Consider the following 25,786-nt stretch of genomic DNA (forward strand, 5'->3'; position numbering starts at 1 on the left):
AATTTGCATAGCGGAAACTATGCAGTGAGGGCTGACTAGCTAGAGGGCTGAGAGATTGATTGGATGACACTGATTTGAGTGGTGTAGAGCGATCGCCCACTCCCACTTTCCAGATCAAAATAGGTGGCGAACCGTCGTAGCTTGCCAGTGGTTAGTTGCAGTAGATAGTCAAATGCTTCAGCCGCGACACGCTGATTAATGCTGAGGGATTGGCTGTTCAGTAGAGCAAGCTGTTCGCAGGAGAGGGTATTGTCTTCCATTTCTTCTGGTTGTGGAACCAACAGGTCGGGTTGCTGAATGGTTGGGGCAGGGAGCCGAAAACATCCCAATGTGTTGAATTGATAATCGTCTGGTTTGGTAGAAAGGTGGGAGCCTATTAAAACTTGCCCACTTCGGCGGGAATTGCCACAGTCCAGATACCAGGTGTGAGGGGCGAGTTGGTGATTGTTATTTTCCAGTACCTGGGAGATCAATTGTCTGGCTCTGGCATTATCAACACACCCAGCAACCAGGGCAAGGGTGCTGTAGCCAGGAGTAACCCAAGCTGGATCGAAGGATTGAGCGATCGCGCCTACTTCCATTTTCCAGGCGATCGCATAGCGTAATGCTAGTGTTTTGGCTTTGTTCAGCCCGATCTCTGCATCACAGAAGCACTGGCGTAACACATTAACTTCTTCAACGTGGTCTGGATCAACAAAGTAGAGTTTGACTTTCTTCCCTTTACTGGACAGAACTCTACCTAATCGAACAATGGATGGAGCCAGCCAGGAACCTGTTCCGCCGCATCCCACTAGCCAAAGTTCGATCGCGGTATAGTCAATCGTGAGAACAGGAGAGGCGTTTGCCAGATCAAGATTTAGTTCCATAGGCTCTCCAATACATTTGTAGGTGGCAAGTCTGTACTGTAGAACTGACATCCAGATATGACTGAAACATCAGTCATGAAGAAGTCAGACTCAATATCAAACACGGTTTTTGCCGGAATATTCCAGCAATGCTGAAATAGCCCGACGCGCATTTGAATTTCTGGTTTGGTTGTATTCACCCGACCCAATACGCCATAGATTCGGAAGCCTGTTTCGTCTGCATTATCTGTGCTGGAGAAGAATGCAGGCATGGTTCCATGAGAATGGATCTCTACGACAGCGTGATAATGAGAAGAGTAGCTGCCTGATTCTGTAGGTTGACAACTGGTTGTGTTTTGGGTTTGCTCCGGTGTTTGTAATTTCCATTCAGCGTCTTGCTTGTGGAAGTGAAATAATATTTCTGCATTGGATTCAGCACAGGCATTACAACTCGATCGCCACACTTCTAGCAAAAGTTCTTTGGGAATTCGGGGTGTGATGGTGAGATGAGGAGTCAGGTGAGGTAGCCCTTTGATCCGCTGATCGCTCAGACAGACAGGCATGAGAACTTTGATGCCAGGACGAGCGGCGCTGGCAAAAACGCCATTACCAGCCAGAAGGTAGGTGAGAGCGCTGCCTGAATCAAGGAGGGAATCAGCCGCAGTTGCATAACCGATCAGTGGTTTAGTAAGTTCGTTCATCTAGAATTTCCTGCACAAGCGCATCGACACTTTTTTTGTTGCCGATAGGCATCAAGTCAGAAGCTGGATACGTGGAACGCTTGCCTTGCTGATGCAGTTTCAGAAGCTGTTGCCGCACATCACCCGAATGAGATTTTGATTTCCCTGTAGCCAGGTGATTTGTAAAGAGGCTGGAAATGAAAAGATTCCAGGCTACATCGATGGTTTGAGGACTGGCATCAGGAGGTTCGTTAACACCCCAACAAACCTGTCCTGAATTGTAGATATTGGGTAGTGGGGTATGAAATGCAAATGCTTTGGGATCGAATATCTTGTCCTTGAGCGTCCAAACCCAATATTTTGTCTCAATTCCCATGAAGACCATTGCAGGCAGCGGAATTTTTAGAGTTCCAACCTCGTCACAGTTGAGTAGATGGGTAGCCGGAGGGATAAATTTGATCAGGTAAGTGCCTGTACTTCCAGTGCCATAACGAACGATACCAGGCTGCATCCATCCAGTATCGATGGGTTCGTGACTAAAAGCAGCCCGGAGTGCAGTTGGGGAAACACACTTGTAAATGTCAGCGGCTGGCAGATCTTTATCCCGTCTATGAAAGATGTAATAGCCATCCAGAAACAGCAATTCGGCTTGAATGGTAGAAGATTTTCTGGGAGGGTCGGCGAGAACTGCTTGGATGATTTCACTGGAGAGAATAGGGTTGGATAAAGCTGCTAGGTTCGTTTTAATGCGCGTGTCCATAGCTGTAGTAGAAGTTGTGTGTGAGTTTTCATATCAGTTTCCAACCACTCAATTAACAGGTATGCAGCATCCAAAATGCGGCTTGCTTGCTTCCATTTCCGGTGCAGGAGATTGATAGATGATTTGGACCAGGGTAGAGAGGAGGCGTACAGCCCGTAGTTCATCTCGTCTGGGGACTCATCCAGCCAGAGATTTTCAGTCTCATGATCCAGGAGTTTCAATGCCAGAGGTAGAAACTGTAAGGGTGTAGTGAGTTCACAACAAAGCCGCCTCAACCGTTTGTTGTCGATGCGATCGGGATGATGAATATCTTTGTAAGAAACGTGATGAGTTTCAAATTCACTGTCAAACCATTCGCTACCTTCCGGTTCCACATCATCTAACCAATAGCGACCTTCTTTACTGAACGGAAGCAGCAGTTTCCATCCCATCCTCAAATTTTCAATTCCCTCCTCCAATTGCCAATCTACGCCCATTGAAGTGATGGAGATAGCCTGAAGGCGTTCTTCGTGAGCACTCTCCACCGCCCAAAATGACATTGGAAATAGGTGAGTATAGACTAGGGTGATGAACTCCAATTCCCTTGGGCTATGGCGATTTTCTGAGGAGACTGTTTTAGAGTTGCCTTCATTATTAATAGGCAGATAAAGAGAAGTCTGGCTAGTTGCCCATTCAGATGGGAAAAAATGCTGGTAGAGTGCCAGCATTTGATAAGTGTTGAGTTGGACTTCCAGATAGTCGAGAGCTTTAAGCGGAGTGATTGTTAACTGGCACTGGCGGAGGCTGTAGATTGCTTCCGCTGGAGTGCTGGGGACAAGACTCATGGCTAAAATCCTTCAGGAATGCCGTTGGAGGCTAGCTTACAAGAAGTTAGGGCTTTTAATGAATGATTAACTGCTTGTGTGAATACTGTCCCAGCGGCGATCGCCTCTTCAATTTGCGCTGCCCATTGTTCTGCATTTCTCCAGTCAATTCCATTCATTAGCTGGTGTTGCCGCAGTTGATAACACATTTGCACGGCTGGATTTACCTCTTCAGGTGCAGCTATCAGAGATTCCAAGGGGGAAATACCCTTTCGACCCGGCTTTTTGATGATACGGATGGGTTCTCCGTCTTTGCGTTCAATTTCTGCATTCGCTAGTTCGGCGCAGAGGGGAGTGAAGGCATCGCGCAAAAGTTGATCGTCAAGGGCGATCGTGTCCGGTAGCCAGTGTTGTTGCCCTTCGTAGATTACAAGTCGTTTGTTAGTTGTGCTGGTGGTCATGGCGATTAGAACAATGAAATTTGGGTTTGACTATTGCTGCTCGGTTGAGGGGTGGTAGAACCGGCTTTACTCGTTTTGTCTTGAGGCTGGATTGTTCGTTGAGGAGGGATTTTGGCAGTTTGAGTCTGAGCGATGTTACGGCGAATTTGGCGGTTGGGGAAATCAGCTTTCAGGTCGTCTAGCAGTTGGGCGATCGCAGGTGGGAGCGAACCCAATTCTTCCTGAGTTAGCATTGCCACAATAGGAAAATCACCATGACTGCTGGCAGCTAACAGCACAGGTCTATCTCCTGGTTGTCCTGTGTTGGGCAACAGAGTAATCACGACCTGAACTTTACACTGCTCAAAAATATAGGGTTCTGATTCTGACTGAGTAGGGGATGTAGAGTTTGAGGATTCCTCATCGGCAAAAGCTTCTACTAAATCCTCTTCATCAGTTTGTTCTTCTTCGTCAGTTGCCGAATTCAAGAGTTTCAAAAAGTCGAGTTGTCCTGCTTCGTATCGCTCTCGATCGAACAACAACCCAAGAGAATGAAATCGTTCTTCAGCCGTCTTTTTGCCATTGGTACTTTTGGCGATCGCATCCAATTTAGCCGCCGTTGCTGTTAAGTTTGCGGTGACGTTGGCGGAGCCTCTCATTTTGAGAATCGCTTCTTCTGGTGTGAGCCATTTCATAACAGATCCAAATTAATGGTCTAGCTGAAATGGCGGTAGCCAGGTCAAGCTAAAAATTAGCCAGCAGCAAAACTGAATCCTTGCTACTGGCTAGCAATAAAGTTTACTGTTCTGCCAACAGTGAGTTTTTGAAATCTTGAATCGCTGTGGCGGTCAGTGAATAAATGACGCGCCGCCTGCGTTCAATATGAGTGCCATCGACCGGAATTCCTTTCTTCCAGGCAGCGATGATCGCTTTCTTGTCAGCCGAGTAAGCGGTTTTCTTTTTGCGGAATTCATCAGGCAATTCCTCAGCATCCACTAGCAGCTCACAACTGGGAGGGTTTTCACGAATGATGATGCGGAGTGAATGACCGACGACTTCATCGGGTAGCCCTCCGGCAAGGTTTTGCTCCAGAATGCTCTGGTCAAGTGCCTGTCGCCATCGTTCCAAGCGATCGAGTGCTTCTTGGTGGACTGCTTTCAGGTGTTCCAGCCGCTGTTTGATCCCTGCAATTTCAGCATCAAGTTGAAATGCGAGTTCAGCGTGAAGGTCGATCGCATCTTCTTGCGCTTCCTGAGTTTCCCATATCGCTGCAAGAAGTTCAGCTTCTTCCTCGGCTGTTTGGGAGTGGGTCAGCAGATCCCAGAGTTCCGCTGCTGCTTGTGAAAGTCCTACTAAAGATTGTTGAGCGAGAGGGAAGGTCATGATTACCACCTCCCGCAAGATTCGTAATAGTCTCGTTCTGCTTCGATGTCTGCCAAAATCATCAGAGTGCCTGGATTAATGTCTTCTTCTGAGGATTGATCGGATTCAAGAGATAGATCAAGATGAGTGATTGTCAGTGGCGTTGAGTCGTTAGTAGAACTGGTTATTAGAGTTTGCATAGAGGGTAGCCTTGATCACACTGCATGAACCAGCGCGATAGCGCCCTACCTCTGTGCCATAAACCGTCGAATGTTTCTAGCACACGCAATGCACCGAGCTTCCCGGTTTCCCTCAAACTCTAATTCCCAAGCAGGTGTGCGAATTAGTTTACCGTTACGGGTATGAATAATCAATCCATAGCGGGCACCATCCCAGGCAAGGCTACTGTCTGCACTGTAAGCCAAGCTCCGAAGGTGATTGAGGGCGACCGTCCAATTGCACCCATAGATGTGAAACCGTTGAGGATATTGCTGGCAGAGGGCTTTCAATTGACGCAGCATTTTGTAGGCGATCGCCCGCTCCTCTGGGTTTTTGGATTTGCCCTGACGCATGAGCATCACCAAGCCACCAATGCCTACAATCCGACTATGTTGCAGGTAGTGATTCAGGAACTTCTTGGGTGTGTCCCATCCCCATACCGGAATCATTCTCACCGGCGAAGACTCAAAGTTTTGCTTAAGCCATCGACGAGCCGTCAACCAATTCTGATACGTCGTCTCCGGATCGCCAATCACATCTGGAGCACTGATCCAGGCATAGTTTCCTGACACTGCAATTTCCATGTATCGAATCACGTCAAGCGTACCGCCGTACCTAAAGTGATAGTAAGCATTAGAATCTAAAGCTACCTTTAGAAAACCCTGACTCAGATGAATTTTTGTTGGATTCACCAAAACTTGATTCACGCCAGCCCGTTTCAACATGAGGGCATCATTAATCTCAGAAAGTCCACTGAAGTAGAAAAACATGAGCTACTCACTGTCTTGTTGTAGAGTCGTCAGAGCGCTTTGAATGAGTGGCAACGTGTCTTCATCAGCAACAGGCACGAGGCGATAAATCCGAGTATTTTGGGTGGTGTACCCAAAGTCCTCAATCAACGAGGCAACTAGCTCCACTGCACGCTGAAGCGTACCATAGGTGTGGGGTTCTTCCGTTGGTAAAATGGGATAGAAAGTCTCTTGTTCTGACCACGGTAAAGGTTCATCGACCTTAACCACGACGAAAGTTGGAGAATTTAAGTTTAGTGATTCAGACATAGACCGCTCCATGTTGGTGAACAGGCGAGGGCATGTAAACCTGCTTAAGGTTGTCAGCCCGCCTACATGTCTGGAGCGGAAGCTCTATCACGATCGCAACTATCTTGTCTGTGCTTGGGTTAGGGAACAAAGAGAGTCAATTGAACAGGTTTAGCGGGTCCTGTCAGTCCTCTCCAATTCTGATCAAAGGCTTTCAGGTTACGGCATTTGTTTTTTGCCAGCTTGGGAGCAACGACATAAAACTCCTCGAAAGCTGGATAAATGCCTTCTTGTCGCCGATGGAGATAGCACCGTTTGCCGTGCAGGTCTTCTGTTGAGGCATGATGACGTTGGCAAATTACTTCTAACTTACATTCCATCTGAGCTTTCTTGCCTTCATCAACGAGAACCACGTTGCGATCGGCATTGACGTAGGGCTTGCCATTCTTCCCAATCAATTGTTTGTAAGTGCGTTGCACGTGATAGATTGCCCACTGTAACTGGTGTAATAGCTGCTCCAATTCATCAAAGGCAGCCTGATTACCACTTTTTACCATCAGATCGTAAGCAGTACCCGATGAGAATAAGTGCATTCGAGGATTAAATGCCAGGGCGTTCATCTCCATTAGCAGTGTGAATCCTGCGGCTTTTGGGTCACGATCGTATCGGGCGATCGCAGCTTGTTTTTGCTGAAAGGGGCAATAGCTACAGGCAGATTTTCTCCAAAGAACTCCCAAAGTGCTGTAGAGATATTCAATGCAGTCGTCTCTTGTCCATCCCCATTCGATGAGCGGATAGAGAAACTGGTGTCCCTGGCAGGTATAGCCGTCAGCTTTACCTGCTCGCTTGGTTTCATCGGCGTTGTAACCCAAATAGGGACCAAAGGCTTCTGTGATGTGGTCTGAGATCCAGGCATCAAGCACCTCTCCCTTCCAGCGTTGCGCGCAAATATGAGGTCGTCCCAAGCGAGGTACAGTTCCAGACTGGAGTAAATCACGGCTGAGGGGAAAGTATCCTTCGGTGTGCAGATCATAGGGCTGGTGAGTGTCACTGAGAATGATATAGCCATCCAGCTTACTGGCAGAGGCTTTGGCAACTTGCACCAATCGAACCTTGTGGTCCCGCATGAGTGGGAAGAGATAATTTTCACACAAGGATTTGGTTTCACCCATCTCATCGCCAGTTTGCGCGGCTAGCACAATCAGATTGTGGAAGTCATTGAAGGGACGAGACTGAGGCTCCAGCAGCCAACGCACGAGGATTGCTGTGCTCTCGACTCCCATGCCCCAATTGAGGAGATGTAGCTGAGGAATCATGGCATAGAGATAAAAAATCCTCCAGACAAGTGCCTGAAGGAGCCAGCAGAAGCGAGCTAGAGGTTCTTAAATGACGTTTCCCGTTCGTTCGGTAATGTGCAGAAACCCGACGTTCGTACCTTCCGGGTTTGCTTGAGCGATGACATAAAAGAAAGCTTCTGCATCTGGTTGTTTAACGATCAGGTAAGGGTAGCCATCCTGAGTTAAGCCAGCCTGGTGGATCTGACCACCGATCAACTTAGCGAGTTGTTGTTGATAGGGATTCATAGCGATGTCCTGATTAGTCTGCCCTTGCCGGAGCCAATTATGAAAGTCGATACTTTCAGGTTCTGGTGCGCGATCGCTGGGTTTAAGCTTGCGAGTGCGATCGTATATCGCCTCTGGTATCACGCTCTTCAGATGCGCGTCAACGGCATTGAAGTTTACGGTGTGGAGGTTTATCCAGGGAAGACTCACATGAAAGCGGTGCGGTTCGCCGACCAGGTTGAAGTTGAGATAGTACTCCATATTGCTCAGAGATTAAAGATTTGAAAGCGTTGGAGCGATAGCTCTAAAGTTGGCTTAGGGAATAAAAAACTGAAGTTTTAGCAAGATCTATTCCCTAAGTCAATTGCAGGGGTACTTAATCAGCAGGATAGGCGGGTCAGATGGCTCAGTGTACAGCTTGCCAAGGAACCATTGCGATCGCGGTTTAATGTTGGGATCGGGGTAAACGTCCTGACTGTACCATTGGTTGTGAATCTGGTAGCACGGTTCGCCCCAAGGAGAAAGTTGAATCTGGTGAACAATTCCTCGGATGCTGACACCGCAAGTGAAGACAACAACAGCTTGTCCAGTATGAATTGTGTGCATGAGGCTAGGTAGAGACTATTTGCTCATTAATAGCGGTAGCTAATTGAGAGGAGTATCTTGACGCGGAAGGTGCTTATTACGTCTTGCTAGTTCTGTCATTAGATTGTTCCAACACTTGAGATTTGCGCCTCTAACTATGATTTTTTGGGCAGCTTCCCTTGCCTGATCTAGAATCTCAGCATCTTTCACTAAATTTGCCAGTTTGAAACTAGGCAGCCCAGCTTGGGTCGTGCCTAGAACTTCTCCCGGACCTCGCAGGCGCAAATCCATTTCGGCAATAAAGAAGCCATTCTGGGACTGCTCCAGCACTTTCAGTCGTTTGTTTGTTTCTTCAGACCTAGAGGTGTTGATGAGCAAGCAATAGGACTTGGCTCTGCCGCGACCGACTCGTCCTCGAAGTTGATGAAGTTGAGACAATCCAAACCGCTCGGCGTGCTCGATTAGCATGACTGTGGCATTGGGAATATCTACTCCAACCTCAATCACAGTCGTAGACACCAAAACCTGAGTTTGGCAGTTACGGAAGCGGGCGATCACCTCCTCCTTTTCTGTACTGCTCATACGCCCGTGTAGCAAACCCACTCGAAGTTCTGGAAACACATTGTCTTGTAAGAATTGGTGTTCGCTGATGGCAGACTTTAAATCCACTGTGTCAGAGTCATCTACCAGCGGCAGCACAATATAGGCTTGATGCCCTTGCATCACCTGTTCCCAAATCAGGTTGTGTGCTTGAGATCGCTGTTGCTCTGTTAAGACTTGAGTGATAATCCCCGGTCTACCTGGTGGTAGTTCATCGATCCACCCTACATCTAAGTCTCCGTGTAAGGTTAGAGCCAGCGTTCTTGGGATGGGGGTTGCTGTCATGGTCAGTAGGTGGGGATAATCGCCCTTCTGTTGCAGCTTGAGCCGTTGCTGCACACCAAATCGATGTTGTTCATCAATGACAACTAATCCCAATTGATGGAATTGAACCGAACTCTGGATCAACGCATGGGTGCCAATTAATAGCGGTAATTTGCCAGTTTGTAGATTGCGTTGTATCTCCTGGCGATTGGACATTGAAGTAGAACCGGTAAGAAGCGCCACAGCCAATTTCAGCGGTTTGAACCAGTGGGCAATTTTGCAGAAGTGTTGCTCCGCTAAAACCTCTGTGGGTGCCATTAATGCTGCCTGATAACCAGACTGAATTGCTGCCAGAATTGCTGCGATCGCAACTACCGTTTTACCCGATCCCACATCTCCCAGAATCAAACGATTCATCGGCGTATTTCGGCTCATGTCATCCAGAATCTCGCTCGTGACTCGCTGTTGTGCTTGAGTAAGCTGAAAAGGCAGAATTTTGTAAAACTGCTCCAACAGTATTCCTTGCGCGAGGAGTGCGTCCCGCTGAATTTGGCGACGAGCCTGCCTCCGTTGCAGCAAGCTCAGTTGCAGATAGAAGAATTCGTCGAACACCAGTCGGCGACGAGCAGCTTCTAGGTTTGCTTGAGTAGCAGGAAAGTGGATATGAGCGATCGCCTGATTTAATCCCACTAATTTGTACTGCTTCCGTAATGCGTTAGGTAAAGGATCAGCCAAGGTTACACTTTTAAGGGCAAGCTGAAGGCATTCCCGAATTAGATTTCCAGTGATTCCCTTGGTTAAGGTGTAGATTGGCTGAATGGTGCTGTTTTTTGCGTCTGAGACAATCTCAGCTACGTCAATGGCTTTAACCTCTGAGGCAGCAATCGCTTTACCACCTGTGTAGTTGTCCAGCTTGACTTTACCGGAGAGCATGACAATTCTGTTTGTTCGATAAAAATTACACTGCTGCGATCGCCATTTTTTTGATTGGTAGTAGGGGTGATTATGGAAGTGTGTACAGGTAATGTTGGCGGAACCTGATTTGTTAGTGATGCTCCACTGTTGAATAGTGAGTTTGCCATTCTTGGCAGTGAAGATGCGATGTTGCTTGAGTTTGCCAATGATGGTAACAGTTTCTCCTACTTTTGCTTCTGCAAGCTTTACGCAATTACAAATGATATGATCACGCGGAAAATAGTAAAGCAGATCCAGAATGGTGTAGATACCTAATTCATGAAGCTTGTTGATGTGGGATAGCTTGATACCAGCATGATGTAGAGAACATTTTTCCAGAGTCATGATTCCAGACAGGGTGAAGGTCTGGAGGTAGAGCTGCGATAGCAGGGCAATTCAAGTAAGTATTTCCTCCAATAGTGATGAGCCATTGGAGGAATGGGCTTTACCGAACACTAATTTTTCTTGTCTGAGCACGCTGCCTTTTATGTCTCCGCGATCGCCATTGACTTACACTTACGAGAATTGAGTCAAGGCTGCGACTAGCAAAAGCAGGGGTTTTGCTAGCACTCTGCCAGATGGTTTCTGCTTCGGCAGCATCTAAAGCGGGTGTACAGCGATCGCAGTATTGCTTAAAGAGTTGATGGGGATCGGAGTGGTGAACAATTTGGTGTCGGGTTAATAAATCGGAGGTTCCCAATAGATTTCGAGCCAGCTTGTAACCTGCGTTGTTACGGTTGCCTTCTAACTCGCCGTACTTCAAGAGGGAGCGATCGCTTTTTGTCAGGCAGATGGTTAGCGGAATTGAGATCCCGCTAGCGCGGTGATGTTTGAGAGATAAGTGATTATCTCTTGTTGCAAGGCTTGTTCCAAGTCTCCGATCCTTCAGCACAGTTGAGCGGGATCTTAGAGCAGGCGGTTGAGTCAGTGCGGAGTGTGGGTCAACAGAATCATTTTTTTTCGCCAGATGAACCAGTTGTACCCACTTCCGCCACTGCTGATCCGATAGTCCATAAGGAAACAGTCCAGTGGCATCCAAAGCAGTATTCAGCTTCCTGAAACTGTATTGGGACGTGGAATAATCCTCCAAGGTGATTGCTCTAGCACTGCTCAACTCCCCATTTTTTACTTCCCTGCGAACCATACCTGGAAGCCGCATAGAACGCGCTAAATTGCAGATTGCTGGGTCAGCATTTTGAGCGATCGCAAGTTTTCGATTCAGGCGAATCCAGCGTTCTGGAGATAGCCCGATGGTGCATCTGAAATAGACGTGAAGGGATTTTCCCCCGGTATACACAACTGCTGCTGGTTCCAACCCAGTTGTATGCTTAAATCGTTCCAGTGCATCGTGTTGACCAGCCAGAGGTAAATCATCAATTTCGTAGAAAAGACACTGACATTGCCTGACGTGGTTGTTGCTAATCCCTTTATCTGGTTGGTTGGGATAGAAGCTGACGGTTGCACCCAGATAGGAAAATCTAAACGCGAGTGCCCATCCATCTGCATAGCGTTTGGGAGTGAGTTGCCAGCGGGTATTACCCAGGCGATCGCGCCCACCCTGAGTGCAGCAGTAGAGGGTAAAGCCCTGGGGAGTGATGCTGCCACAAAAAATGTAATGACCGTAGATCAGTTGATTGTTCTTCCAGTAGCAGTTCCAGTTATCAGGAATGATTTCTACAGGCAGATCCCAGGAAATTCGTAACCAGATTTTAGCACCCGACACAAAGCCAATGTGCCTGAGAAATTGAATCGTCATTTGTCGCAGATTGACATTCATCGCAGTTAAGCCAAGAGCATTGTTACTCTCGGAGTGGCGTTAGCTGCCCTGACTATCAAAGTTCTAACTCTCGTTGTCGGTGTTTTGATAATCTGGATTTTTTGCGATGTTTCGCTGCATTATCGTCTCGTTGGATCTCTTCTATATTCGATACCTGCACTAACGAGTCTGCGTCGATTCCACTGGTAGTTGATGAATTAACGGGCTGTTCTACCAGTTTCTTGATTAATTCAGTATCTCGATGTAAGTCATAGTTCACCCTCCGGTATTTCTGTAAGCCTTGGAAGGTGTAGGCTTTGCCCAGATGAGTTCCACTGAAAGCAATACCATTTAATTCGTAGCTGATGCCTTCTACCCCACCAGTTTGACGATCGCAAATCCGAACACTGATACCGTTTTGCTGTAGCTGCCCAATTAGCTGAGGCATAGTGACAGGAGATTGAGTGGCTTGATCAAGCGATCGCTGAAGCTGCACTCGTATACTCTCCTCACCAGTTTGAGCCAATAACCGTTGTTCTCCAGTAGTGGGACTACGGCTGTCTTTTTCGTGACTGGATTGGAGCGATCGCAATCCATACTCTTGCTCCAACTGGCGAATGGCTGCTTCACTCCGACGATAGTCCCAGCTATCTGAAACTGTTGTGCCATCTAGACGAACCCGGCTAGCAACAATATGAGCATGATCATGGTCGCGATCGCTGTGCCGCACTACTGCGTACTGATTCATATCAAAGCCCATCGCCTGAAGATATTTTTTGGCAATTTCATGCCAGGCGTCATTTTCTAGACGCTCAGTGTGAGGCAAACTCAGGGAGGCATGGTAGACCACTCGGTTCACTCTGGGATTGAGTTGCTGGGAGAACCGGAATTCGGCTACCAGTTCACGTGGGGTAGTTCCCTCCATATTGCTGCCAATTAAGATAGCTCCATCCTTGCCGAACAGATAGTTGAGCAACTTGCTGAAGCTTCGACCTTTAATTTGTTTACCAATCACGGTTCTTCTTCAATCTCTGTTAAAAAGTCTAAGTCCACCAATTCTCGCCGCACTTGACTGAGGAGGGTTCTGGTTTGGTTTAGCAACTCCTGGTCAATGACGATTGGGGTTTCTCCAAATGGGGTAGTAGTGTTAGCAAGGATTGCTTTTGCAATCTGGCTCAAACTGTCACTGATTCGGGTTAATTCCCAGTAGGTTAGACCTGCAATCCGAGTTACACGTCGGGGAAGTTGATTTTTTAATGTCTTAGCACGAAATAATTCTGCCATTGTCAGGTTGTTTTCCGCTGCCCTGCGGCGCACCAGTTCTTTTTCTTTAGCACTGAGCGAAATATGAAACTTGATCGGACGTTTCTGAGGTGACATTCTAACAACCAGGGAGATAGCGATCGCTCTTCTCTAGCTTTGCCATTAATACGTTTATCTGATATCTACCAGGCGGTTATTTCTTAGCTGCTGCTTGATGGAATAACCTTCTACAGTTACAAAATGAGCAATTATTTTTAGTGAGGAGATGAATATACATTACAACATGGCTTGCTCTGCATCCCGAAGTTTGAGCGAGTACCGTAGCCTGTTGCAAAAATGCGGGTCAATGGTGGAGGGCTGTAAGAAATTTGTGGAAATTTGAGGGAATTGACTGTCAATAAGCTTAAGCTATTGAAAATACAGCACTTCAATCCTGTGTGTAAAAGGGGATAGAGGTGGAACGCTGAGAAAAATTGTGGCAGCGCGTGAACTTCTGTGCGGGAAGAAATTCAAGTATTTCCTTTTTATCCATGTGGATGATGAGTATTCACTAAGTGCCCGCTAAGTTAAGAAAGCGTCAACTTACTGATCAACCTACGATGTCTGACCTCACGTTGACCTTTGATCCAGGCTCTTCGCTTAGCAAAGTTATTTATCACTTGACGGACGGCAAGCCTCGGCTGCTGCTTATGGAACCTGAAGTGATTGAACTTAGCCTGGATTCCATTACTACCCATCTGAAAACCAGAGGAAATATTGGCATCACCCGCTCTGAAGATGATGCCTGGTTACAGTGTGTTGACAGTAAGCAGTGTCAGGTGGTTGGCTATCTAGCGCGTCCGTTTCTAGCAACGGTGCGAATGAATGAGGTGAAATACGAGCGGGCGTTATATAAGGTGCTGGCAGCCGTAGGAGCGATCTCTCAACAAACAAATCTACCGCGAAAGTTTTCTGTTGCTATCTCTGCTCTCCTACCTTACAGCGAATATCAAAATGCTCAACGCCTTCAGCAACTACTGAAGCAGCATCTCAAGAATTACAGCTTTCGCGGTGAACGCCTCCAGGTCAAGCTAGAAGCCTTTGAGTGTCGTCCAGAAGGGGGCGGTTTGGCAATGGCAAGGGTGATGCAGAACGGGGCAGAGTGGTTCCAGCAACAAACGCTGGCTGTGTTGATGTTTGGGCACCGGAACACCAGTCTATTGTTGTTTGAGCGGGGTAAATTGGCGATCGGCAACACGACTGATTTAGGTTTTCATCAACTGGTAGATAAGGTATTACACCGCACGTCGGGTCAAAATGCAGATGCATTAACCAGTGTGATCTATGCTATTGGCAACGAAATTACACCGACTAATGCACAAGTTCAACATTTGGTAAAAACGCGATCGCCTACTGAGCAAAAACTAGAACGTGAACAAATTGTCACTGCTATTCTGACTGCCAAAGAGGAATACTGGTCACGATTGCAGGATTGGTTAGATACAGTGTTACCGAATGTCACAGAAGTGATTATTTCTGGCGGAGCTGCTCTCTATCTGCACGATGAATTAGAAGCATATTTCAATCGAACTCCGACCTACTGGGGAACAGATTTACAACGACGATTACAAGAATTGTTAGAGCTGGATTATCGCTCGAATCGTCCGGATGCTGAAGCGTTATCCTTCCGCTTGGTAGATGCGTTCGGAATGTACTGCGATTTTGTTGAGCAACTAGCAGAGGTGGCATGAACGATACTCCCCAGACCTCTCGCAAACGCGAAGATTTTAGCTTTCGCTATTCGCCCTACACCGACACTCCAGATGGTGTGTTGACAGCCTTTCTAAAAAGGGGAGATGGAGTGAGGCAAGGCAAGGAGTTGATGCTGGAGTCTGCCAGGGCTTTTTGGATGGTAGCTGCTCATCAGGCAGAGGGGCTGTTGAGTCAGGAAGAACTACGCCAACTTGGGCTAAGTTGCTGCCGAGCTTTGGAACGTCAGGCAGCCTACATCCGGGAATGTCTGCAACTGCCAATTCCATCTGCCGAATCTTCAACGATCGAACATTCAAATGGCGATCGCCAAAATAGCAGCAGCAAACCTGCTGATCGAGCAACCCGAACCATGTGGCAATAGGAGAACACAATGGCAACAATTCATTTTATTGATGGTGAAAAAGGCGGCGTGGGCAAGTCTCTGTTTGCTCGCGTGATGGTGCAATATTGCATTGATCGCCAGTTTTCCTATGTGCTGGTAGAAGCCGATCGCAGCAATCCGGATGTGGGCGAAATCTACCCTGAAGGATGTGAACGAGCGATTTTTAGCGAAGCCGAACGTAAAGCCTACGATGCTGATCGCATCTTTGACCTGGCAATTAAAACTCCAGTGATTGTAAATCTTCCTGCTCAAGTCTTTCCAGCCGTCACCGATTGGATTGAGCGCAACGGGGTGCTGGAGATGGGGACGCAGCATGGGGTCAGTATTTGTAAGTGGTTTATCTGCACCGGCGGTTATGACAGTGTGCAGCTTTTCATTGAATCCCTAAAGCGGTTTGATGGCAAAGTACAACATGTCTTTGTCCGCAATTGGGGATTATGTGATGACTGGTCACATCTGGAAGACAGAGAAGAACTGCAACAACTTCTGGCAAAGCAAAAAGTTCCAGTGCTCAATTTTCCTAAGTTCAGCTATCGCGAGCGTGATCACCTGGATGCTAAACGAATTCCTTTTTCCAAAGGCAGGGAGAGTAGTGAACTGGGCGTTTTGGGGAAGCAGCGACTGCATACGTTCCTGAAAGGTGCTTATCAAGCGATCGACCAGGCAAACATCTGGAAACTCTCACCGTCAGAAGTCAGTTCTTCAAAGACAACTGCGATCAATGCCAATGGTACATCAGTGGAAACCGGAGAAACCGACACTAAAGCGGCTGAACCAGCAGCAAGCAGCTCTAAGTCTCGCAATAGCAAACGTTCAAGCTAAGGGAGGTGAAGTCCCATGACCAATCCCCGACCAGTGGAAGAACCCTTGGATTTGGATGATCAATTCCTGGAATCTATGGCGGCCCGGGGCAAAGGGCTGAGCCGAATACCTTACCCGACCCTGCTCGATCTGGCAATTCGCGGTAAGGATGATTCCTTTAAAGCCAGGGTGTGGGAAATTGTAGTGCAAACGGGAATTGACCCGGATGATCCAGCCTTCTTGATGCTGGTTGCGACTGGCAGGCTAGAGGTGTTGCTAGAAGACAGTCCCCAAGAGATGGAGACCATGTTTGATCAGTGGCAGACGCAACTCTATGATCGGCTCCAGACCTATGAAAAGGTGGCGATCAAGGGACACCAAAAGGCGATCGCCCAAACCGTTTCTGCCCTAATCCGTCGCACCGAGTTTGAGCGAGCAATCCATTCTGTTCCCTCACTAATCGCAGCTGGGGTATTGCTCCTGGTTACAGCAGGGCTGGGAGGTTTGCTGGGCGTTGTAGGACTGTCCTGGTATCAGTCTAGCCGTCCCCTCGACCCTACAGGACTGCGGCAACTCACTTTGGAACAGGCTGAGACGTTAGAATGGGCAACCAGTACAGAGGGAAAGTTTGCCCGTAGTTTAATGAGTTGGAATCAGGATTTGTTGAGCCGCGATCGTAATGGTCAGCTTGTTTGTAGCAATGAAGTCGAGCGCTTAGGTGTCACCCTGGAGATGTTACCTGATCGAAAAGCAACCGCTGGATTCTGCACACTCTGGGTTCAGCCTCCCAATCGACGTGAATTTGCACCGATTCAAGGAAACTAAGCATCTATCCAAAACTTGAGGGGGATTTACCAATGGGGATTTGTAAAGCTACCCAATTCTGGACAGTTCTGATGTTGGCAGGGTTAATCGCCGTTGGTTGTACTCCTCGCACAACGACGGGGAGCGGCAATGAAGCAACTCAAGCACAGAATCCTTCAATTCCAGAATATCCGCCTCTATACAACGTGGATGTAGAGGTATGCGGCAACATTATTGCACCACTTGAAGATGGAAAACGTTGCGTCTCAACTCAGCTTCGGCTTTGGGGTCCTGTTGGTGAGGCAAAGTTGGTGCAGACTGGAGTTTCCTTGCCGTCCGTGTCGGCTGTGCAGCATAAGGTAGCGATCGCCTCCAAGGGCTGCTATCCAGCATATCCTCAACCATCACAGGAGCAGTTTTACTGGGCTGATACGATCATTCAGGTCAATCGAGGAGGTGAGCCACCGACCATTGAAATGACGCAAACTCAACTTTCTAATCAACACGTTCACGAATTGGTGACGGGAACGCTCTCGGATTCTACAGTGCCGACTTTTGGAGGAGTGGGTTGTGAACCTGCGCCTGCTAACTGAAATTAGGGGTTTTGCAATTTGTCCAAGAGCACTTGGACAATTTTTTACTCGTCTTCTGTAGGGTCTGCGATCGCCTCCACAGATAGCGTATTCAACTCCATCTCAAGTTGCTCAATACTGGGTAAACTCCCCTGTAACGGTTCTGGTAGCGTGTCCTTCAGTCGATAGGTTGCTACGCCAACTGGATGTTGAATGTACCGTAACGCATATTCTACCGTTGCTTTGTTTTTAGACTTGCACAAGACAATCCCGATCGTTGGATTATCCATTTCGCTCCTCAACAAATCATCCACAGCCGCGATGTAGAAGCTCATCTTGCCGGAAAACTCAGGCTCAAACTCGACCATCTTTAGATCAATGACCACGTAGCAGTGCAGTTTCACGTGGTAGAAGAGCAAATCGAGTTTATATTCCTTGCCACCTACTTCAAGCGAATACTGGCTACCCAAAAAAGAAAAGCCCACTCCCAGTTCCAGCAAAAAATCTCGAATGTGATCCACCAATGCTCGTTCAAAATCCCGTTCCTGAGCGGCTTCTGCCAGGGCTAGAAACTCAAAATTGTAGGGACTTTTCAAAATTTGACGAGCCAGATCTGACTGACTTTGGGGTAACGTATGGTCAAAATTATTGACTGCATTTCCAACCCGCTGATACAAACCACTTTCAATCTGGTGAACCAGGGCACTACGGCTCCAACCATGTTCGATCGTCTTTTGGGCGTACCACAGCCGTTCCTCATTGGCTTTGAGCTTGTCCAGCAAAGCAATGTTGTGATACCAAGTAATTTGTCCCATCACTGCCTGAATCAGTGTTTCATCAGGAAAAGCCTGAGCAAAGGCTCGCATATAAAGCAGATTGGAGCGAGAAAAGCCTTTCATCTCCGGAAAAGCATATTTCAGATCTTTGGATAAGCGCTCAATGACTTTAGCTCCCCACCCTTCCTGTTGTTGTTTAGCGAGAATGGCACGCCCGATTTTCCAATACAGAGTCACGAGTTCCCGGTTGACTGCGGTAGCTGCCCGCAGTTGAGCACTCTGAATCCATTGTTTGAGGTCATCCAGAAAGCGACCATAGCTATCTGAAGACAGGTTACTTGCCATTTCGTTTACAGAACATGGTGCTGAGGGACATCCAGACCTTACTACACTGTGCGATTGGGCGTTTTACATGACGGGCAGAAACCAGCATATCCTGTACTGCGGCGGAGAGACTATCAATTGTCCAAGCGATCTTGGACAATTGGTTCTAGCTTATTATATTAAATAATAAAGCTAGAACAATAAACCTATGTCCCGGAAGAAGTGCGGCTTTGGCTTTAGTTGTGCTGCCATGATGCTTCAGCCAGGTCTAGAGCCAAAAGACTGCCCTAATTATGAAACCTGTGGTTCTGCCTCCGAATTGACCCCTGAAGAAGAGGTGGAGCTAATTCGGGTTCGAGAGGTTCAACGGCAGGAAGCGCAGCAGCAATGGGAGCGGATTCAGGAACGTATCCGGGTGAGCCGTCACTGGGCAGCCGTGACGATGTTGATGGAGAGAGGCTGTTCACAATCCCTGGAAGACTTTGGTGTAGTCGATTCATTGGCATCGATCGAGACGCGGCTTCAAGAGTTGCGATCGCGTACAGAACAGTTCACCCAAGACTGCTACATCGCTCCCGATAACTGTGAGGCACACCGCTACAATGTCAAGCGCCCGTCTGGAACTTACTGGTATAACAAGCTCACTAGCAGAGAAGCAATTTTTGAGCCAGAGGAAAAAGAGGAGAAAGTCAAGGTCATTCACCTCAGCCACGACGATGATCCACGCAACGCTGAAGGACGGCTGGGCATCGAACGCCGCAACCGATTACACCAACTCCAAACAAAGCTTCAGATTGCGGAAGGAGCCTTAGAGCAGGCGATCGCACTACTCACTGAACCTCTAGAACTAGTTCTAGCTGATATTGAAAATATAGACAGCTAGAACCTTGTACTATACTCGCAGGGTGAGGGTGGGTGGGAAATGAAGTACCCCGACTTATCGCCGGGGTTTGATATTAAGCTGCGGAAGCTGTCCAGGAATTAGTCATCCAGGTTGATGTCTTCTTCCAGATCAACTTCAAGCTCCTCATCCGTATCCAGATCATCCGTTGTACTCAAACCGTTTAGCGCATTCAAGCGCCCCGTGCGAGTTGCTTTGTGAGCTGCACGGCGATCGCGCACTTCATCCAAATTTTGCAATCCATAGAGCTTGCGAGCGTAGGTCAGCAGATCGCGGAGTGAGGTTTCGGCATAGTCTTGGCGAAACTGAGCATTGTGCTGTTCCCAATCGAACTCCTGTCCGTTGAAACGAGCGGATGCTGCCAGTTCCCGTCCAGACTCTTCCCGTAGCACTTCAATCACCATCAATCGAACTTTTTCTTGATAGGGAATCACCCGTTGCAAAGCGGGCGTGTGCTTCGGTACCTTGCGTGCAGAGGGTTTTGCAGATTTGCGTGTTGCAGTTGCAGTAACCATGAGAATTGCTCCTTTATTGATGAGTTGGATTTCTCATAGCGATCGCATCGACAGATGCCTTCCTATTCCAATTTGAGATTTTATTTCCCCTTCAATGTGCAAGGGAGGTGGGCGGGAAAAAAGAAAGCCTGCATCAGTCAAACTAATGCAGGGCAAACAATTAGGCAGTGAGCAAGCCTGAATATATGTTATTCGTCCTCCTCGTCCAGATCCTCGTCTAGCTCATCATCTAAATCGTCGTCTAGTTCATCGACAGCTTCGTCATCAAGTTCATCACTAAGGTCGTCATCGAGATCATCGTCAAGCTCATCCTCCAAATCATCCAGGTCGTCGTCCTGCTCTGCCTGGAAGGAGTTGCGCCGCTCAAGTGATGCCCGATTGAATTCCACCAGGTCTGCAACAGCTTGCTCTGGATCAGTCCGAATGGTGTCATACAGCAGGCTCATGACGATCGCCACCACTTCCGGTGGATACTTCAGTGCATCCGGCTGCCCAAACAGTCGCGGGAACACCTTCGTATTCCATCGCTGCCAATCGAACTTTTTGTTACCGCCTTTCTTTTTCACTTGAGCGGCAATGTCAAGTCCGAGTTTTTCGCGAGTGGCGTGCCCAATTTTGGTCGAGACACGAGCATCCCGGAGTTGCAGCTTCACGCCGTACTCCTTGAATACCAAGTTCCGCAATTCTTTAAGCAGTGCCGCTGCATGAGTTTCCGGTGGTCCCTCAACGGTCGGCGCTTTGGCTTTGGTGGCTGAGGCTGTACCGTTAGGTTTAGCCGTTTTGGAGGTGGCACCATTGCGAGTGCCATTGGGGGTGCGAGATTTTGTGGTTGTTGCCATTTTATAAACTCCCAAATTTGAGGATTTCACCCCCTCGCCGCATTAGCGGCATTTCCCTCCAACCTCCATCACAGTGTTAGGTAAAAGTGTCCAATTGACCGAGGCAAGGAGCGTTTTTGTTTTGTTAAAACCAGTGGGAACCCCTACAGTTTCAGATCATGCGACAGTTGCAGGATTGGATAACACTGATTGAGCAGAACGCTCCAATTGTGGCGTTAGAGTATCAAATTCCCGATCGGATGGCGGTGTTGAGCCAGTTTTATCAATGGGGTAAAGTGCGATCGCTACCAGTGTATGTCTGGAACCCTGGTTACTCAACGCTTCAACAGTTGGTCGCACCACAAGAGCAAATCATTCTGCAATCCACAACGCAAACGGTTGAGCAAGACATTCTGCAATTCTTGTTAGAGCAGCCGAAACCCGGTATTTATCTTCTAGAAGGGGTTTTGCATAGCACGGTTGCAGAGATGAGTCAGCCACGTTGCTACCAACTCCTAAATGCTTACCATCAGGCGCTATGGAACTCAGTGCCTCATTACTGGGTTTTGCTAGAAACCTACGTTCACTTGCCTCTAGAACTGCAACCATTTATTTCAGTACTGTCTCATGCACTGCCTGATCGTCCGCAGGTACAAGCGATCGCTACCCAGTTTTGTAACCAGCATCCCTGGCTGAGCAAGGATGATCCAGAAGCTAACCAAAAACTGATCACAGCTTGTCAGGGGTTGCCAGTGGGTGAGATTGAAATGGTGCTGGGCAGACTGTTGACGTTTGCAAGTACCCCTGAGCAACTGGTTCAACTGATTCTGGATCATAAGATCAATAAGCTACGGGGACGGGGATTAGAGTACATTGCAGAACCAGATGTGCCAACTGCTGCCGGATTAGATTTGCTAGAGCAACGGTTGGAGGCGATCGCCGCCCTGCTTCGACCCGAAGCTCAACAATATGGCTTGAGCTTACCCACGGGCATGGTGTTGTGGGGACCACCCGGCACAGGTAAAAGTCTGTCTGCCAAACTAGCGGCTAAAAAGATGGGATTACCCCTGCTGGCTGCAAATTGGGGAGTTCTTTTGAGCAGTTCTAATCCCGATCGCGCTTTGAAGGAGTTTATTGGTGTAGTCACATCTCTGGCTCCTTGTGTTCTATATTGGGACGACTTTGATAAGGGCTTTGCAGGCTGGGATTCAAATGCTGATGGTGGGATAGCCCGTCGTCTTTCAGCTGCTTTGCTAACCTGGATGCAGGAACACCAGGAACCGATCTACACGATCGCGACCGTCAACCGTTTAGGGCTACTACCACCTGAATTGATCCGGCGGTTCGAGGACATCTTCTTCGTAGACTTGCCTCATGAGGGAGCCAGATATGAGGTGTTTAACCTGCATCTAGCAAAGTACTTTTCAGCATTTCAAGGGGATGGTCAATCTCCCTGGACTGATGACCAGTGGCGCAGTCTATTGACGGAGTACCGAATTTGTACCCCTGCTGAGATAGGAAATGCAGTGCGGCGTTGTGCAGAGGAGGCATTTTATAGGGACAAACCAGGGCAAATTGAACTGGAGGATTTGTTGGCGCAACGGCAGCAGTTTACCCCAGCTATGGAGCGGGAAGCGGAACAGATGCAGGCAATTCGGAATTTGGCAACCTATGCAAGACCTGCGAGTGGGGACGATCGCTCAAGGTTTGCTTACGTTTGTCGAGAGTTGTTTGAATAGAAAAGTTGATAACTTCTTTCCATTAGAGTAATTAAATTTGGTTGCTCAATTCTAAAATTCTTAGGACTACTTATCCTTTCTTAAAGGAAGCTGAACAGTAAAAGTACTGCCTTTCCCTAATTCACTTTTTACTTGAATGGTCCCTTGGTGTGCCTTCGCGATCGCCTGGGCAATGGCTAACCCCAATCCTGCTCCTCCGGTATGGCGGGAGCGATCGCTGTTGACGCGATAAAACCGATCAAAAATACGTGCTTGCTCTTTAGATGGAATACCAATTCCTGTGTCTTGAACCTGAATCAGCGCATGGTGATCGTCCCGCTTGAGATGAACGATGACTTGACCGCTAGCAGGAGTGTATTGAATGGCATTTGTGATGAGATTAGCGACCAAGCGATAGAGTTGCTCCTCGCTACCGAATACTGTGATGGGTGTGTTTGTCTGAATGTCTGCGGTGAGTGAGATGTTTGAAGCAATTGCGAGTGCCGAAAACTCTTCTACTAAGTCATTCACTAAATCATTGAGATTACAGGACTCTTGTTTAGCAGGAAGTCCCTGCAAGTCCACGCGGGAGAGAACTAGCAAATCATGGACAAGTCGGGATAGGCGACCGTTTTGGCGCTCCACAGTACGAAGGGTATCCCAAGCATCGGCATCCGTTGCATCTGGTGTAAGGGTAGATTCTAAGTTTGCTCGAATTGTTGCTAATGGGGTTCGGAGTTCATGAGCAGCATCAGCAGTGAACTGTTGCATCTGACGGTAAGACCTGTATACGGGCAACATCGCTTGTCCAGCAAGCCACCAACTGGCAATCGCAACGAGAAGCATCGCCGTGGGCAAGCCAATCAGCAGAATTAGCCTTACCCAAACCATGTGTCCATTAATGTCAGAGAGCGATCGCCCAACCTGCATATATCCCCAAGCATCCTGATTAGCTGTCTTCAGCAGCAGAGACAACTGCTTATAACGAGTTCCGTCAGGAGCTTCTAATGTTTGCCAGGATTCGGTTTCGATGCGCACAGGTAAGTCCGTTGTTACCTCACCTGCACTGGCTAACAACTGCCCTGATAGAGTAACAAAGCGAATGTAATAACCATGTTCTTGAAAGACCCCTAAATAGTGAGCTGCTGTAGATTTGTAAGCACAAGTTGTTCCAGCAATACAGAGCGATGGAATAAACTCTTGCACGATCGGTTCTAGCTTACCCGGTTGTTTCAGTGAGGCTTCTAGCCCGTCATGCAGTGTGCCTGCTACCGACTCAATTCGATGATTTAACTCAGAGACATGGCTATATGCCATCGCTTCATAGAAACCAACGGCACAAAGGGTGAGAATAAATCCCATCGTTCCGGCATACATCCCTGCTAAGCGCAAACGAGTTGTATGAAAAACTCGATTATGTTTCATGGGTATTGAGTTTGTAGCCCATGCCGTAGACGGTTTCAATCAACTGATCGTAGCCATACTCGGTTAGCTTTCGCCGCAACAGGCGCATTTGAGCCGCGACCACATTACTATTAAAATCTGCTTCTGCCCGCCAGATACGACCAATGATTTGGTCGCGCGACAGAATTTGGTTGGGATGTTGCATAAAGTATTCCAATAGCTGAAATTCTTTGGCAGTGAGCGGAATATTTTGCAGTTCTCCTGTGTGGGTAGAAATCGAAACGGCTGATGTGGCGTAGTCTAGCAGTAAATTGCCAACCTGAAGTTGGGGTGGTTGAATCTGAAGCGATCGCCGTTGAAGTGCCCGCAATCGAGCTAGCAACTCTGCCATACCAAAGGGTTTAATCAAATAATCATCGGCTCCGGCATCCAGCCCCATGACGCGATCTTCCATGCGATCGCGTGCTGTTAACATCAAGACTGGAAGCGGGTTCTGCTTTGCTCGAAGTCGTTGGCACAACTCAATTCCAGATAACCCTGGAAGTAGCCAATCAAAGATAGCAACGGTGTATTGATTCCAACCGTTTTCTAGAAATTGCCATGCTTCTGCTCCATCTTTGACCCAATCCACAACGTATTTTTCGCGTTTGAGCGATCGCTCTAGAGCTGCACCTAGATCATATTCATCTTCAACAAGCAGAATCCTCATTTACAAGAGTTTCTTTGAAGATTTAACTACCTTAGAATAAGTATAGCAATAAAGCACATATACTGCTCAATTGAATTCAATTATTGCTGTCCTATACCTAGAAATTTAAATCTCAAAAATGCTCAAAAATCTTTAAATATATTTATTGATAAGTGCTCTACCCAAAGTTTATAAAAAATTGAGTAGAGCATCAAACTATTAAGTTGGCTACTTGGCTATAAACTGTTAGTTATTAAGAACCTGTTCACGATGATGCCTACGATGTTCTTCTTGAGAAGAATGTTTTCCAGGATCAGCGTTAGCAGGCAAAATTACAACAGCAAGAGTAGCAGCAATAAGACATGCAGAAATTACTGTTTTCATGAATGTACTCCTTTCGATTTACCCCTTTAAGTATGGCGGAAGAAAGTAAAACGAAGATGAAATTTGTGATTGAATTTACACTTTTTGTCGAAATCAATAACTAGCAAAGTGCTAAATATAATATTAAACTCATCCATCAAAAAAACTGTTTCTTTCCAATAAAGTAGGAGTTACTATTAATTATAAAAAATTTACCCAAATTAAAGAGGCGGAAAGCATTCTCCGCTTTAAAGTCAGAAATGCCTCCCGCTTCATTTAATAATTGAAGAATCTGTCAGTCAGAATTTTTAACAGTAACTTATCTACTTAGTAAAGCTAAAGCGCCCATTAACTTTTTCGCCACTAATATCGGTTAAGATAGCAACCTGATACTCGCCCGATGCTGTTTCAGGTAGCAGTGCTGTGTAGTGCTTGCCCTCAGCATCATATTCAAAATCGATCTCTTTCTGAGAGCCATCTGGCAACTGAACTTGACCTGTGACGGTTGCCCCTTCAATTGCTTCATGGGTATCTCCAGATTGTAGGAAAAGATCTAAGTGAGTTCCACTAGCTTCTGATGCGGTGACTAGCTCCAAGTGATATGGTCCAGCTTCAACTACCTGTCCTCCTTGAGCCGGTGCAGAATGATCGGTTACTTCAGGAGATGTAGTGGGATCGGCGACAGGTGAACTTGCCACAGGTGAAGTTGTTGCAGGGCTTTCTGAAGTAGCTTGCTCTCCACCGCTAGCACAGGCTCCCAGCAGCAGCCCTAAACTAACAGTGACAGTGGCAAAGGATTGACTGAATTTCATGGGTTTAACCTTTCTTTAGGAAATGG

Annotated in this window: 30 protein-coding genes; 7 read left to right on the plus strand and 23 right to left on the minus strand. The window is 47.5% G+C overall.

The annotated features are described in order from the left end of the window. Positions 1-35 precede the first annotated feature (35 nt). The 16 genes from ACQ4M4_RS14850 to ACQ4M4_RS14925 all read right to left on the minus strand — a co-directional run bounded on the left by ACQ4M4_RS14850 (position 36) and on the right by ACQ4M4_RS14925 (position 13,247). A complete protein-coding gene (locus tag ACQ4M4_RS14850) occupies positions 36-866 on the minus strand; it encodes a ThiF family adenylyltransferase (protein WP_316437179.1) in 831 nt (276 codons plus the stop codon). Beyond that, positions 857-1,546 (minus strand): Mov34/MPN/PAD-1 family protein, encoded by a 690-nt coding sequence (locus ACQ4M4_RS14855; protein ID WP_430685280.1) that lies wholly within the window; start codon positions 1,544-1,546, stop codon positions 857-859. Before ACQ4M4_RS14855 ends, ACQ4M4_RS14850 begins: the two co-directional genes overlap by 10 nt. Then, complete coding sequence (locus ACQ4M4_RS14860) at positions 1,530-2,285, minus strand: hypothetical protein (protein WP_430685281.1); 756 nt, start codon at positions 2,283-2,285, stop codon at positions 1,530-1,532. Before ACQ4M4_RS14860 ends, ACQ4M4_RS14855 begins: the two co-directional genes overlap by 17 nt. After that, complete coding sequence (locus tag ACQ4M4_RS14865) at positions 2,258-3,109, minus strand: hypothetical protein (protein WP_316437176.1); 852 nt, start codon at positions 3,107-3,109, stop codon at positions 2,258-2,260. Before ACQ4M4_RS14865 ends, ACQ4M4_RS14860 begins: the two co-directional genes overlap by 28 nt. A 2-nt stretch (positions 3,110-3,111) precedes the next feature. Continuing rightward, positions 3,112-3,549, minus strand: a complete 438-nt coding sequence (locus ACQ4M4_RS14870; RefSeq protein ID WP_316437175.1) for a hypothetical protein — start codon at positions 3,547-3,549, stop codon at positions 3,112-3,114. A 5-nt stretch (positions 3,550-3,554) separates the two neighbouring features. Beyond that, positions 3,555-4,223: a hypothetical protein gene (locus ACQ4M4_RS14875; RefSeq protein WP_316437174.1), complete on the minus strand. Its 669-nt coding sequence runs from the start codon at positions 4,221-4,223 to the stop codon at positions 3,555-3,557. A gap of 103 nt (positions 4,224-4,326) precedes the next feature. Continuing rightward, positions 4,327-4,911 carry a siphovirus Gp157 family protein gene (locus ACQ4M4_RS14880; protein ID WP_316437173.1) on the minus strand — a complete coding sequence of 195 codons (585 nt, stop codon included), beginning with the start codon at positions 4,909-4,911 and terminating at the stop codon, positions 4,327-4,329. A 224-nt stretch (positions 4,912-5,135) separates the two neighbouring features. Further along, positions 5,136-5,879, minus strand: coding sequence for a hypothetical protein (locus ACQ4M4_RS14885; RefSeq protein WP_316437172.1), 744 nt, complete (start codon positions 5,877-5,879; stop codon positions 5,136-5,138). A gap of 3 nt (positions 5,880-5,882) precedes the next feature. Continuing rightward, the gene (locus tag ACQ4M4_RS14890; RefSeq protein WP_316437171.1) at positions 5,883-6,167 is read right to left on the minus strand and encodes a hypothetical protein; all 285 of its coding nucleotides are present in this window, start codon (positions 6,165-6,167) and stop codon (positions 5,883-5,885) included. Positions 6,168-6,286: 119 nt separating this feature from the next. Next, the gene (locus tag ACQ4M4_RS14895) at positions 6,287-7,462 is read right to left on the minus strand and encodes a hypothetical protein (RefSeq protein WP_316437170.1); all 1,176 of its coding nucleotides are present in this window, start codon (positions 7,460-7,462) and stop codon (positions 6,287-6,289) included. Between the two features lie 66 nt (positions 7,463-7,528). Then, positions 7,529-7,969 (minus strand): hypothetical protein, encoded by a 441-nt coding sequence (locus ACQ4M4_RS14900; RefSeq protein ID WP_316437169.1) that lies wholly within the window; start codon positions 7,967-7,969, stop codon positions 7,529-7,531. 99 nt (positions 7,970-8,068) lie between these two features. After that, positions 8,069-8,314, minus strand: coding sequence for a hypothetical protein (locus ACQ4M4_RS14905; RefSeq protein ID WP_316437168.1), 246 nt, complete (start codon positions 8,312-8,314; stop codon positions 8,069-8,071). 39 nt (positions 8,315-8,353) lie between these two features. Continuing rightward, positions 8,354-10,456 (minus strand): ATP-dependent DNA helicase RecG, encoded by a 2,103-nt coding sequence (gene recG, locus ACQ4M4_RS14910; protein ID WP_316437167.1) that lies wholly within the window; start codon positions 10,454-10,456, stop codon positions 8,354-8,356. 100 nt (positions 10,457-10,556) lie between these two features. Continuing rightward, positions 10,557-11,888 carry a hypothetical protein gene (locus ACQ4M4_RS14915; RefSeq protein ID WP_316437165.1) on the minus strand — a complete coding sequence of 444 codons (1,332 nt, stop codon included), beginning with the start codon at positions 11,886-11,888 and terminating at the stop codon, positions 10,557-10,559. A gap of 55 nt (positions 11,889-11,943) precedes the next feature. Then, complete coding sequence (locus ACQ4M4_RS14920) at positions 11,944-12,882, minus strand: relaxase/mobilization nuclease domain-containing protein (RefSeq protein ID WP_316437164.1); 939 nt, start codon at positions 12,880-12,882, stop codon at positions 11,944-11,946. Further along, the gene (locus tag ACQ4M4_RS14925) at positions 12,879-13,247 is read right to left on the minus strand and encodes a plasmid mobilization protein (RefSeq protein WP_316437163.1); all 369 of its coding nucleotides are present in this window, start codon (positions 13,245-13,247) and stop codon (positions 12,879-12,881) included. Before ACQ4M4_RS14925 ends, ACQ4M4_RS14920 begins: the two co-directional genes overlap by 4 nt. Positions 13,248-13,729: 482 nt before the next feature. Between ACQ4M4_RS14925 and ACQ4M4_RS14930 the strand changes: the two genes are divergently transcribed. From ACQ4M4_RS14930 to ACQ4M4_RS14950, 5 genes are all read left to right on the plus strand, one after another. After that, a complete protein-coding gene (locus tag ACQ4M4_RS14930; RefSeq protein WP_316437162.1) occupies positions 13,730-14,860 on the plus strand; it encodes a ParM/StbA family protein in 1,131 nt (376 codons plus the stop codon). Further along, positions 14,857-15,243, plus strand: coding sequence for a hypothetical protein (locus ACQ4M4_RS14935; RefSeq protein ID WP_316437161.1), 387 nt, complete (start codon positions 14,857-14,859; stop codon positions 15,241-15,243). The genes ACQ4M4_RS14930 and ACQ4M4_RS14935 overlap by 4 nt, the downstream gene beginning before the upstream one ends. A 9-nt stretch (positions 15,244-15,252) precedes the next feature. After that, on the plus strand, positions 15,253-16,086 hold the full coding sequence (locus ACQ4M4_RS14940; RefSeq protein ID WP_316437160.1) for a mobilization protein: 834 nt from the start codon (positions 15,253-15,255) through the stop codon (positions 16,084-16,086). 15 nt (positions 16,087-16,101) lie between these two features. Beyond that, a complete protein-coding gene (locus ACQ4M4_RS14945; protein ID WP_316437159.1) occupies positions 16,102-16,890 on the plus strand; it encodes a DUF6753 family protein in 789 nt (262 codons plus the stop codon). A gap of 71 nt (positions 16,891-16,961) precedes the next feature. Further along, positions 16,962-17,462, plus strand: a complete 501-nt coding sequence (locus ACQ4M4_RS14950; RefSeq protein WP_430685282.1) for a hypothetical protein — start codon at positions 16,962-16,964, stop codon at positions 17,460-17,462. A 44-nt stretch (positions 17,463-17,506) separates the two neighbouring features. On the opposite strand, the gene ACQ4M4_RS14955 is transcribed toward ACQ4M4_RS14950, so the two are convergent. Then, positions 17,507-18,562 carry a PDDEXK nuclease domain-containing protein gene (locus ACQ4M4_RS14955; RefSeq protein ID WP_316437157.1) on the minus strand — a complete coding sequence of 352 codons (1,056 nt, stop codon included), beginning with the start codon at positions 18,560-18,562 and terminating at the stop codon, positions 17,507-17,509. Positions 18,563-18,749: 187 nt separating this feature from the next. On the opposite strand from ACQ4M4_RS14955, the gene ACQ4M4_RS14960 reads away from it, so the two are divergent. Next, entirely contained in the window at positions 18,750-19,424 is a 675-nt protein-coding gene (locus ACQ4M4_RS14960; protein WP_316437156.1) for a hypothetical protein, read from the plus strand. Between the two features lie 98 nt (positions 19,425-19,522). Here the strand turns inward: ACQ4M4_RS14960 and ACQ4M4_RS14965 are convergent, their stop codons facing one another. Together ACQ4M4_RS14965 and ACQ4M4_RS14970 are read right to left on the minus strand one after the other, a co-directional pair. Continuing rightward, positions 19,523-19,957: a hypothetical protein gene (locus tag ACQ4M4_RS14965; RefSeq protein WP_316437155.1), complete on the minus strand. Its 435-nt coding sequence runs from the start codon at positions 19,955-19,957 to the stop codon at positions 19,523-19,525. A gap of 188 nt (positions 19,958-20,145) precedes the next feature. Then, positions 20,146-20,796, minus strand: coding sequence for a hypothetical protein (locus ACQ4M4_RS14970; protein WP_316437154.1), 651 nt, complete (start codon positions 20,794-20,796; stop codon positions 20,146-20,148). 158 nt (positions 20,797-20,954) lie between these two features. Between ACQ4M4_RS14970 and ACQ4M4_RS14975 the strand changes: the two genes are divergently transcribed. Then, positions 20,955-22,514, plus strand: coding sequence for an ATP-binding protein (locus ACQ4M4_RS14975; RefSeq protein ID WP_316437153.1), 1,560 nt, complete (start codon positions 20,955-20,957; stop codon positions 22,512-22,514). A gap of 66 nt (positions 22,515-22,580) precedes the next feature. Here the strand turns inward: ACQ4M4_RS14975 and rppB are convergent, their stop codons facing one another. From rppB to ACQ4M4_RS14995, 4 genes are all read right to left on the minus strand, one after another. Further along, positions 22,581-23,918, minus strand: coding sequence for a two-component system sensor histidine kinase RppB (gene rppB / locus ACQ4M4_RS14980; protein WP_430685283.1), 1,338 nt, complete (start codon positions 23,916-23,918; stop codon positions 22,581-22,583). Continuing rightward, on the minus strand, positions 23,908-24,606 hold the full coding sequence (rppA, locus tag ACQ4M4_RS14985) for a two-component system response regulator RppA (protein WP_106175263.1): 699 nt from the start codon (positions 24,604-24,606) through the stop codon (positions 23,908-23,910). The genes rppB and rppA overlap by 11 nt, the downstream gene beginning before the upstream one ends. A gap of 225 nt (positions 24,607-24,831) precedes the next feature. Continuing rightward, on the minus strand, positions 24,832-24,969 hold the full coding sequence (locus ACQ4M4_RS14990) for a hypothetical protein (protein ID WP_316437151.1): 138 nt from the start codon (positions 24,967-24,969) through the stop codon (positions 24,832-24,834). A 302-nt stretch (positions 24,970-25,271) separates the two neighbouring features. Further along, positions 25,272-25,760: a hypothetical protein gene (locus ACQ4M4_RS14995; protein ID WP_316437150.1), complete on the minus strand. Its 489-nt coding sequence runs from the start codon at positions 25,758-25,760 to the stop codon at positions 25,272-25,274. Between the last annotated feature and the right edge of the window lie 26 nt (positions 25,761-25,786).

The organism is Leptolyngbya sp. AN02str (assembly GCF_050565595.1).
Classification (GTDB): domain Bacteria; phylum Cyanobacteriota; class Cyanobacteriia; order Elainellales; family Elainellaceae; genus Kaiparowitsia.

What these genes read in the sequence shown, in the direction of transcription:
- ACQ4M4_RS14970 (WP_316437154.1), bottom strand. Translation starts at nt 20,796, where the DNA reads ATGGCAACAACCACAAAATCTCGCACCCCCAATGGCACTCGCAATGGT.
- rppA (WP_106175263.1), bottom strand. Translation starts at nt 24,606, where the DNA reads ATGAGGATTCTGCTTGTTGAAGATGAATATGATCTAGGTGCAGCTCTA.
- ACQ4M4_RS14905 (WP_316437168.1), bottom strand. Translation starts at nt 8,314, where the DNA reads ATGCACACAATTCATACTGGACAAGCTGTTGTTGTCTTCACTTGCGGT.
- ACQ4M4_RS14855 (WP_430685280.1), bottom strand. Translation starts at nt 1,546, where the DNA reads ATGAACGAACTTACTAAACCACTGATCGGTTATGCAACTGCGGCTGAT.
- ACQ4M4_RS14965 (WP_316437155.1), bottom strand. Translation starts at nt 19,957, where the DNA reads ATGGTTACTGCAACTGCAACACGCAAATCTGCAAAACCCTCTGCACGC.
- ACQ4M4_RS14945 (WP_316437159.1), top strand. Translation starts at nt 16,102, where the DNA reads ATGACCAATCCCCGACCAGTGGAAGAACCCTTGGATTTGGATGATCAA.
- ACQ4M4_RS14950 (WP_430685282.1), top strand. Translation starts at nt 16,962, where the DNA reads ATGTTGGCAGGGTTAATCGCCGTTGGTTGTACTCCTCGCACAACGACG.
- ACQ4M4_RS14870 (WP_316437175.1), bottom strand. Translation starts at nt 3,549, where the DNA reads ATGACCACCAGCACAACTAACAAACGACTTGTAATCTACGAAGGGCAA.
- ACQ4M4_RS14990 (WP_316437151.1), bottom strand. Translation starts at nt 24,969, where the DNA reads ATGAAAACAGTAATTTCTGCATGTCTTATTGCTGCTACTCTTGCTGTT.
- ACQ4M4_RS14860 (WP_430685281.1), bottom strand. Translation starts at nt 2,285, where the DNA reads ATGGACACGCGCATTAAAACGAACCTAGCAGCTTTATCCAACCCTATT.
- ACQ4M4_RS14975 (WP_316437153.1), top strand. Translation starts at nt 20,955, where the DNA reads ATGCGACAGTTGCAGGATTGGATAACACTGATTGAGCAGAACGCTCCA.
- ACQ4M4_RS14940 (WP_316437160.1), top strand. Translation starts at nt 15,253, where the DNA reads ATGGCAACAATTCATTTTATTGATGGTGAAAAAGGCGGCGTGGGCAAG.
- ACQ4M4_RS14880 (WP_316437173.1), bottom strand. Translation starts at nt 4,911, where the DNA reads ATGACCTTCCCTCTCGCTCAACAATCTTTAGTAGGACTTTCACAAGCA.
- ACQ4M4_RS14885 (WP_316437172.1), bottom strand. Translation starts at nt 5,879, where the DNA reads ATGTTTTTCTACTTCAGTGGACTTTCTGAGATTAATGATGCCCTCATG.
- ACQ4M4_RS14850 (WP_316437179.1), bottom strand. Translation starts at nt 866, where the DNA reads ATGGAACTAAATCTTGATCTGGCAAACGCCTCTCCTGTTCTCACGATT.
- ACQ4M4_RS14900 (WP_316437169.1), bottom strand. Translation starts at nt 7,969, where the DNA reads ATGGAGTACTATCTCAACTTCAACCTGGTCGGCGAACCGCACCGCTTT.
- ACQ4M4_RS14935 (WP_316437161.1), top strand. Translation starts at nt 14,857, where the DNA reads ATGAACGATACTCCCCAGACCTCTCGCAAACGCGAAGATTTTAGCTTT.
- ACQ4M4_RS14915 (WP_316437165.1), bottom strand. Translation starts at nt 11,888, where the DNA reads ATGAATGTCAATCTGCGACAAATGACGATTCAATTTCTCAGGCACATT.
- ACQ4M4_RS14890 (WP_316437171.1), bottom strand. Translation starts at nt 6,167, where the DNA reads ATGTCTGAATCACTAAACTTAAATTCTCCAACTTTCGTCGTGGTTAAG.
- ACQ4M4_RS14865 (WP_316437176.1), bottom strand. Translation starts at nt 3,109, where the DNA reads ATGAGTCTTGTCCCCAGCACTCCAGCGGAAGCAATCTACAGCCTCCGC.
- ACQ4M4_RS14960 (WP_316437156.1), top strand. Translation starts at nt 18,750, where the DNA reads ATGTCCCGGAAGAAGTGCGGCTTTGGCTTTAGTTGTGCTGCCATGATG.
- ACQ4M4_RS14995 (WP_316437150.1), bottom strand. Translation starts at nt 25,760, where the DNA reads ATGAAATTCAGTCAATCCTTTGCCACTGTCACTGTTAGTTTAGGGCTG.
- ACQ4M4_RS14930 (WP_316437162.1), top strand. Translation starts at nt 13,730, where the DNA reads ATGTCTGACCTCACGTTGACCTTTGATCCAGGCTCTTCGCTTAGCAAA.
- ACQ4M4_RS14895 (WP_316437170.1), bottom strand. Translation starts at nt 7,462, where the DNA reads ATGATTCCTCAGCTACATCTCCTCAATTGGGGCATGGGAGTCGAGAGC.
- rppB (WP_430685283.1), bottom strand. Translation starts at nt 23,918, where the DNA reads ATGAAACATAATCGAGTTTTTCATACAACTCGTTTGCGCTTAGCAGGG.
- ACQ4M4_RS14875 (WP_316437174.1), bottom strand. Translation starts at nt 4,223, where the DNA reads ATGAAATGGCTCACACCAGAAGAAGCGATTCTCAAAATGAGAGGCTCC.
- ACQ4M4_RS14955 (WP_316437157.1), bottom strand. Translation starts at nt 18,562, where the DNA reads ATGGCAAGTAACCTGTCTTCAGATAGCTATGGTCGCTTTCTGGATGAC.
- ACQ4M4_RS14925 (WP_316437163.1), bottom strand. Translation starts at nt 13,247, where the DNA reads ATGTCACCTCAGAAACGTCCGATCAAGTTTCATATTTCGCTCAGTGCT.
- recG (WP_316437167.1), bottom strand. Translation starts at nt 10,456, where the DNA reads ATGACTCTGGAAAAATGTTCTCTACATCATGCTGGTATCAAGCTATCC.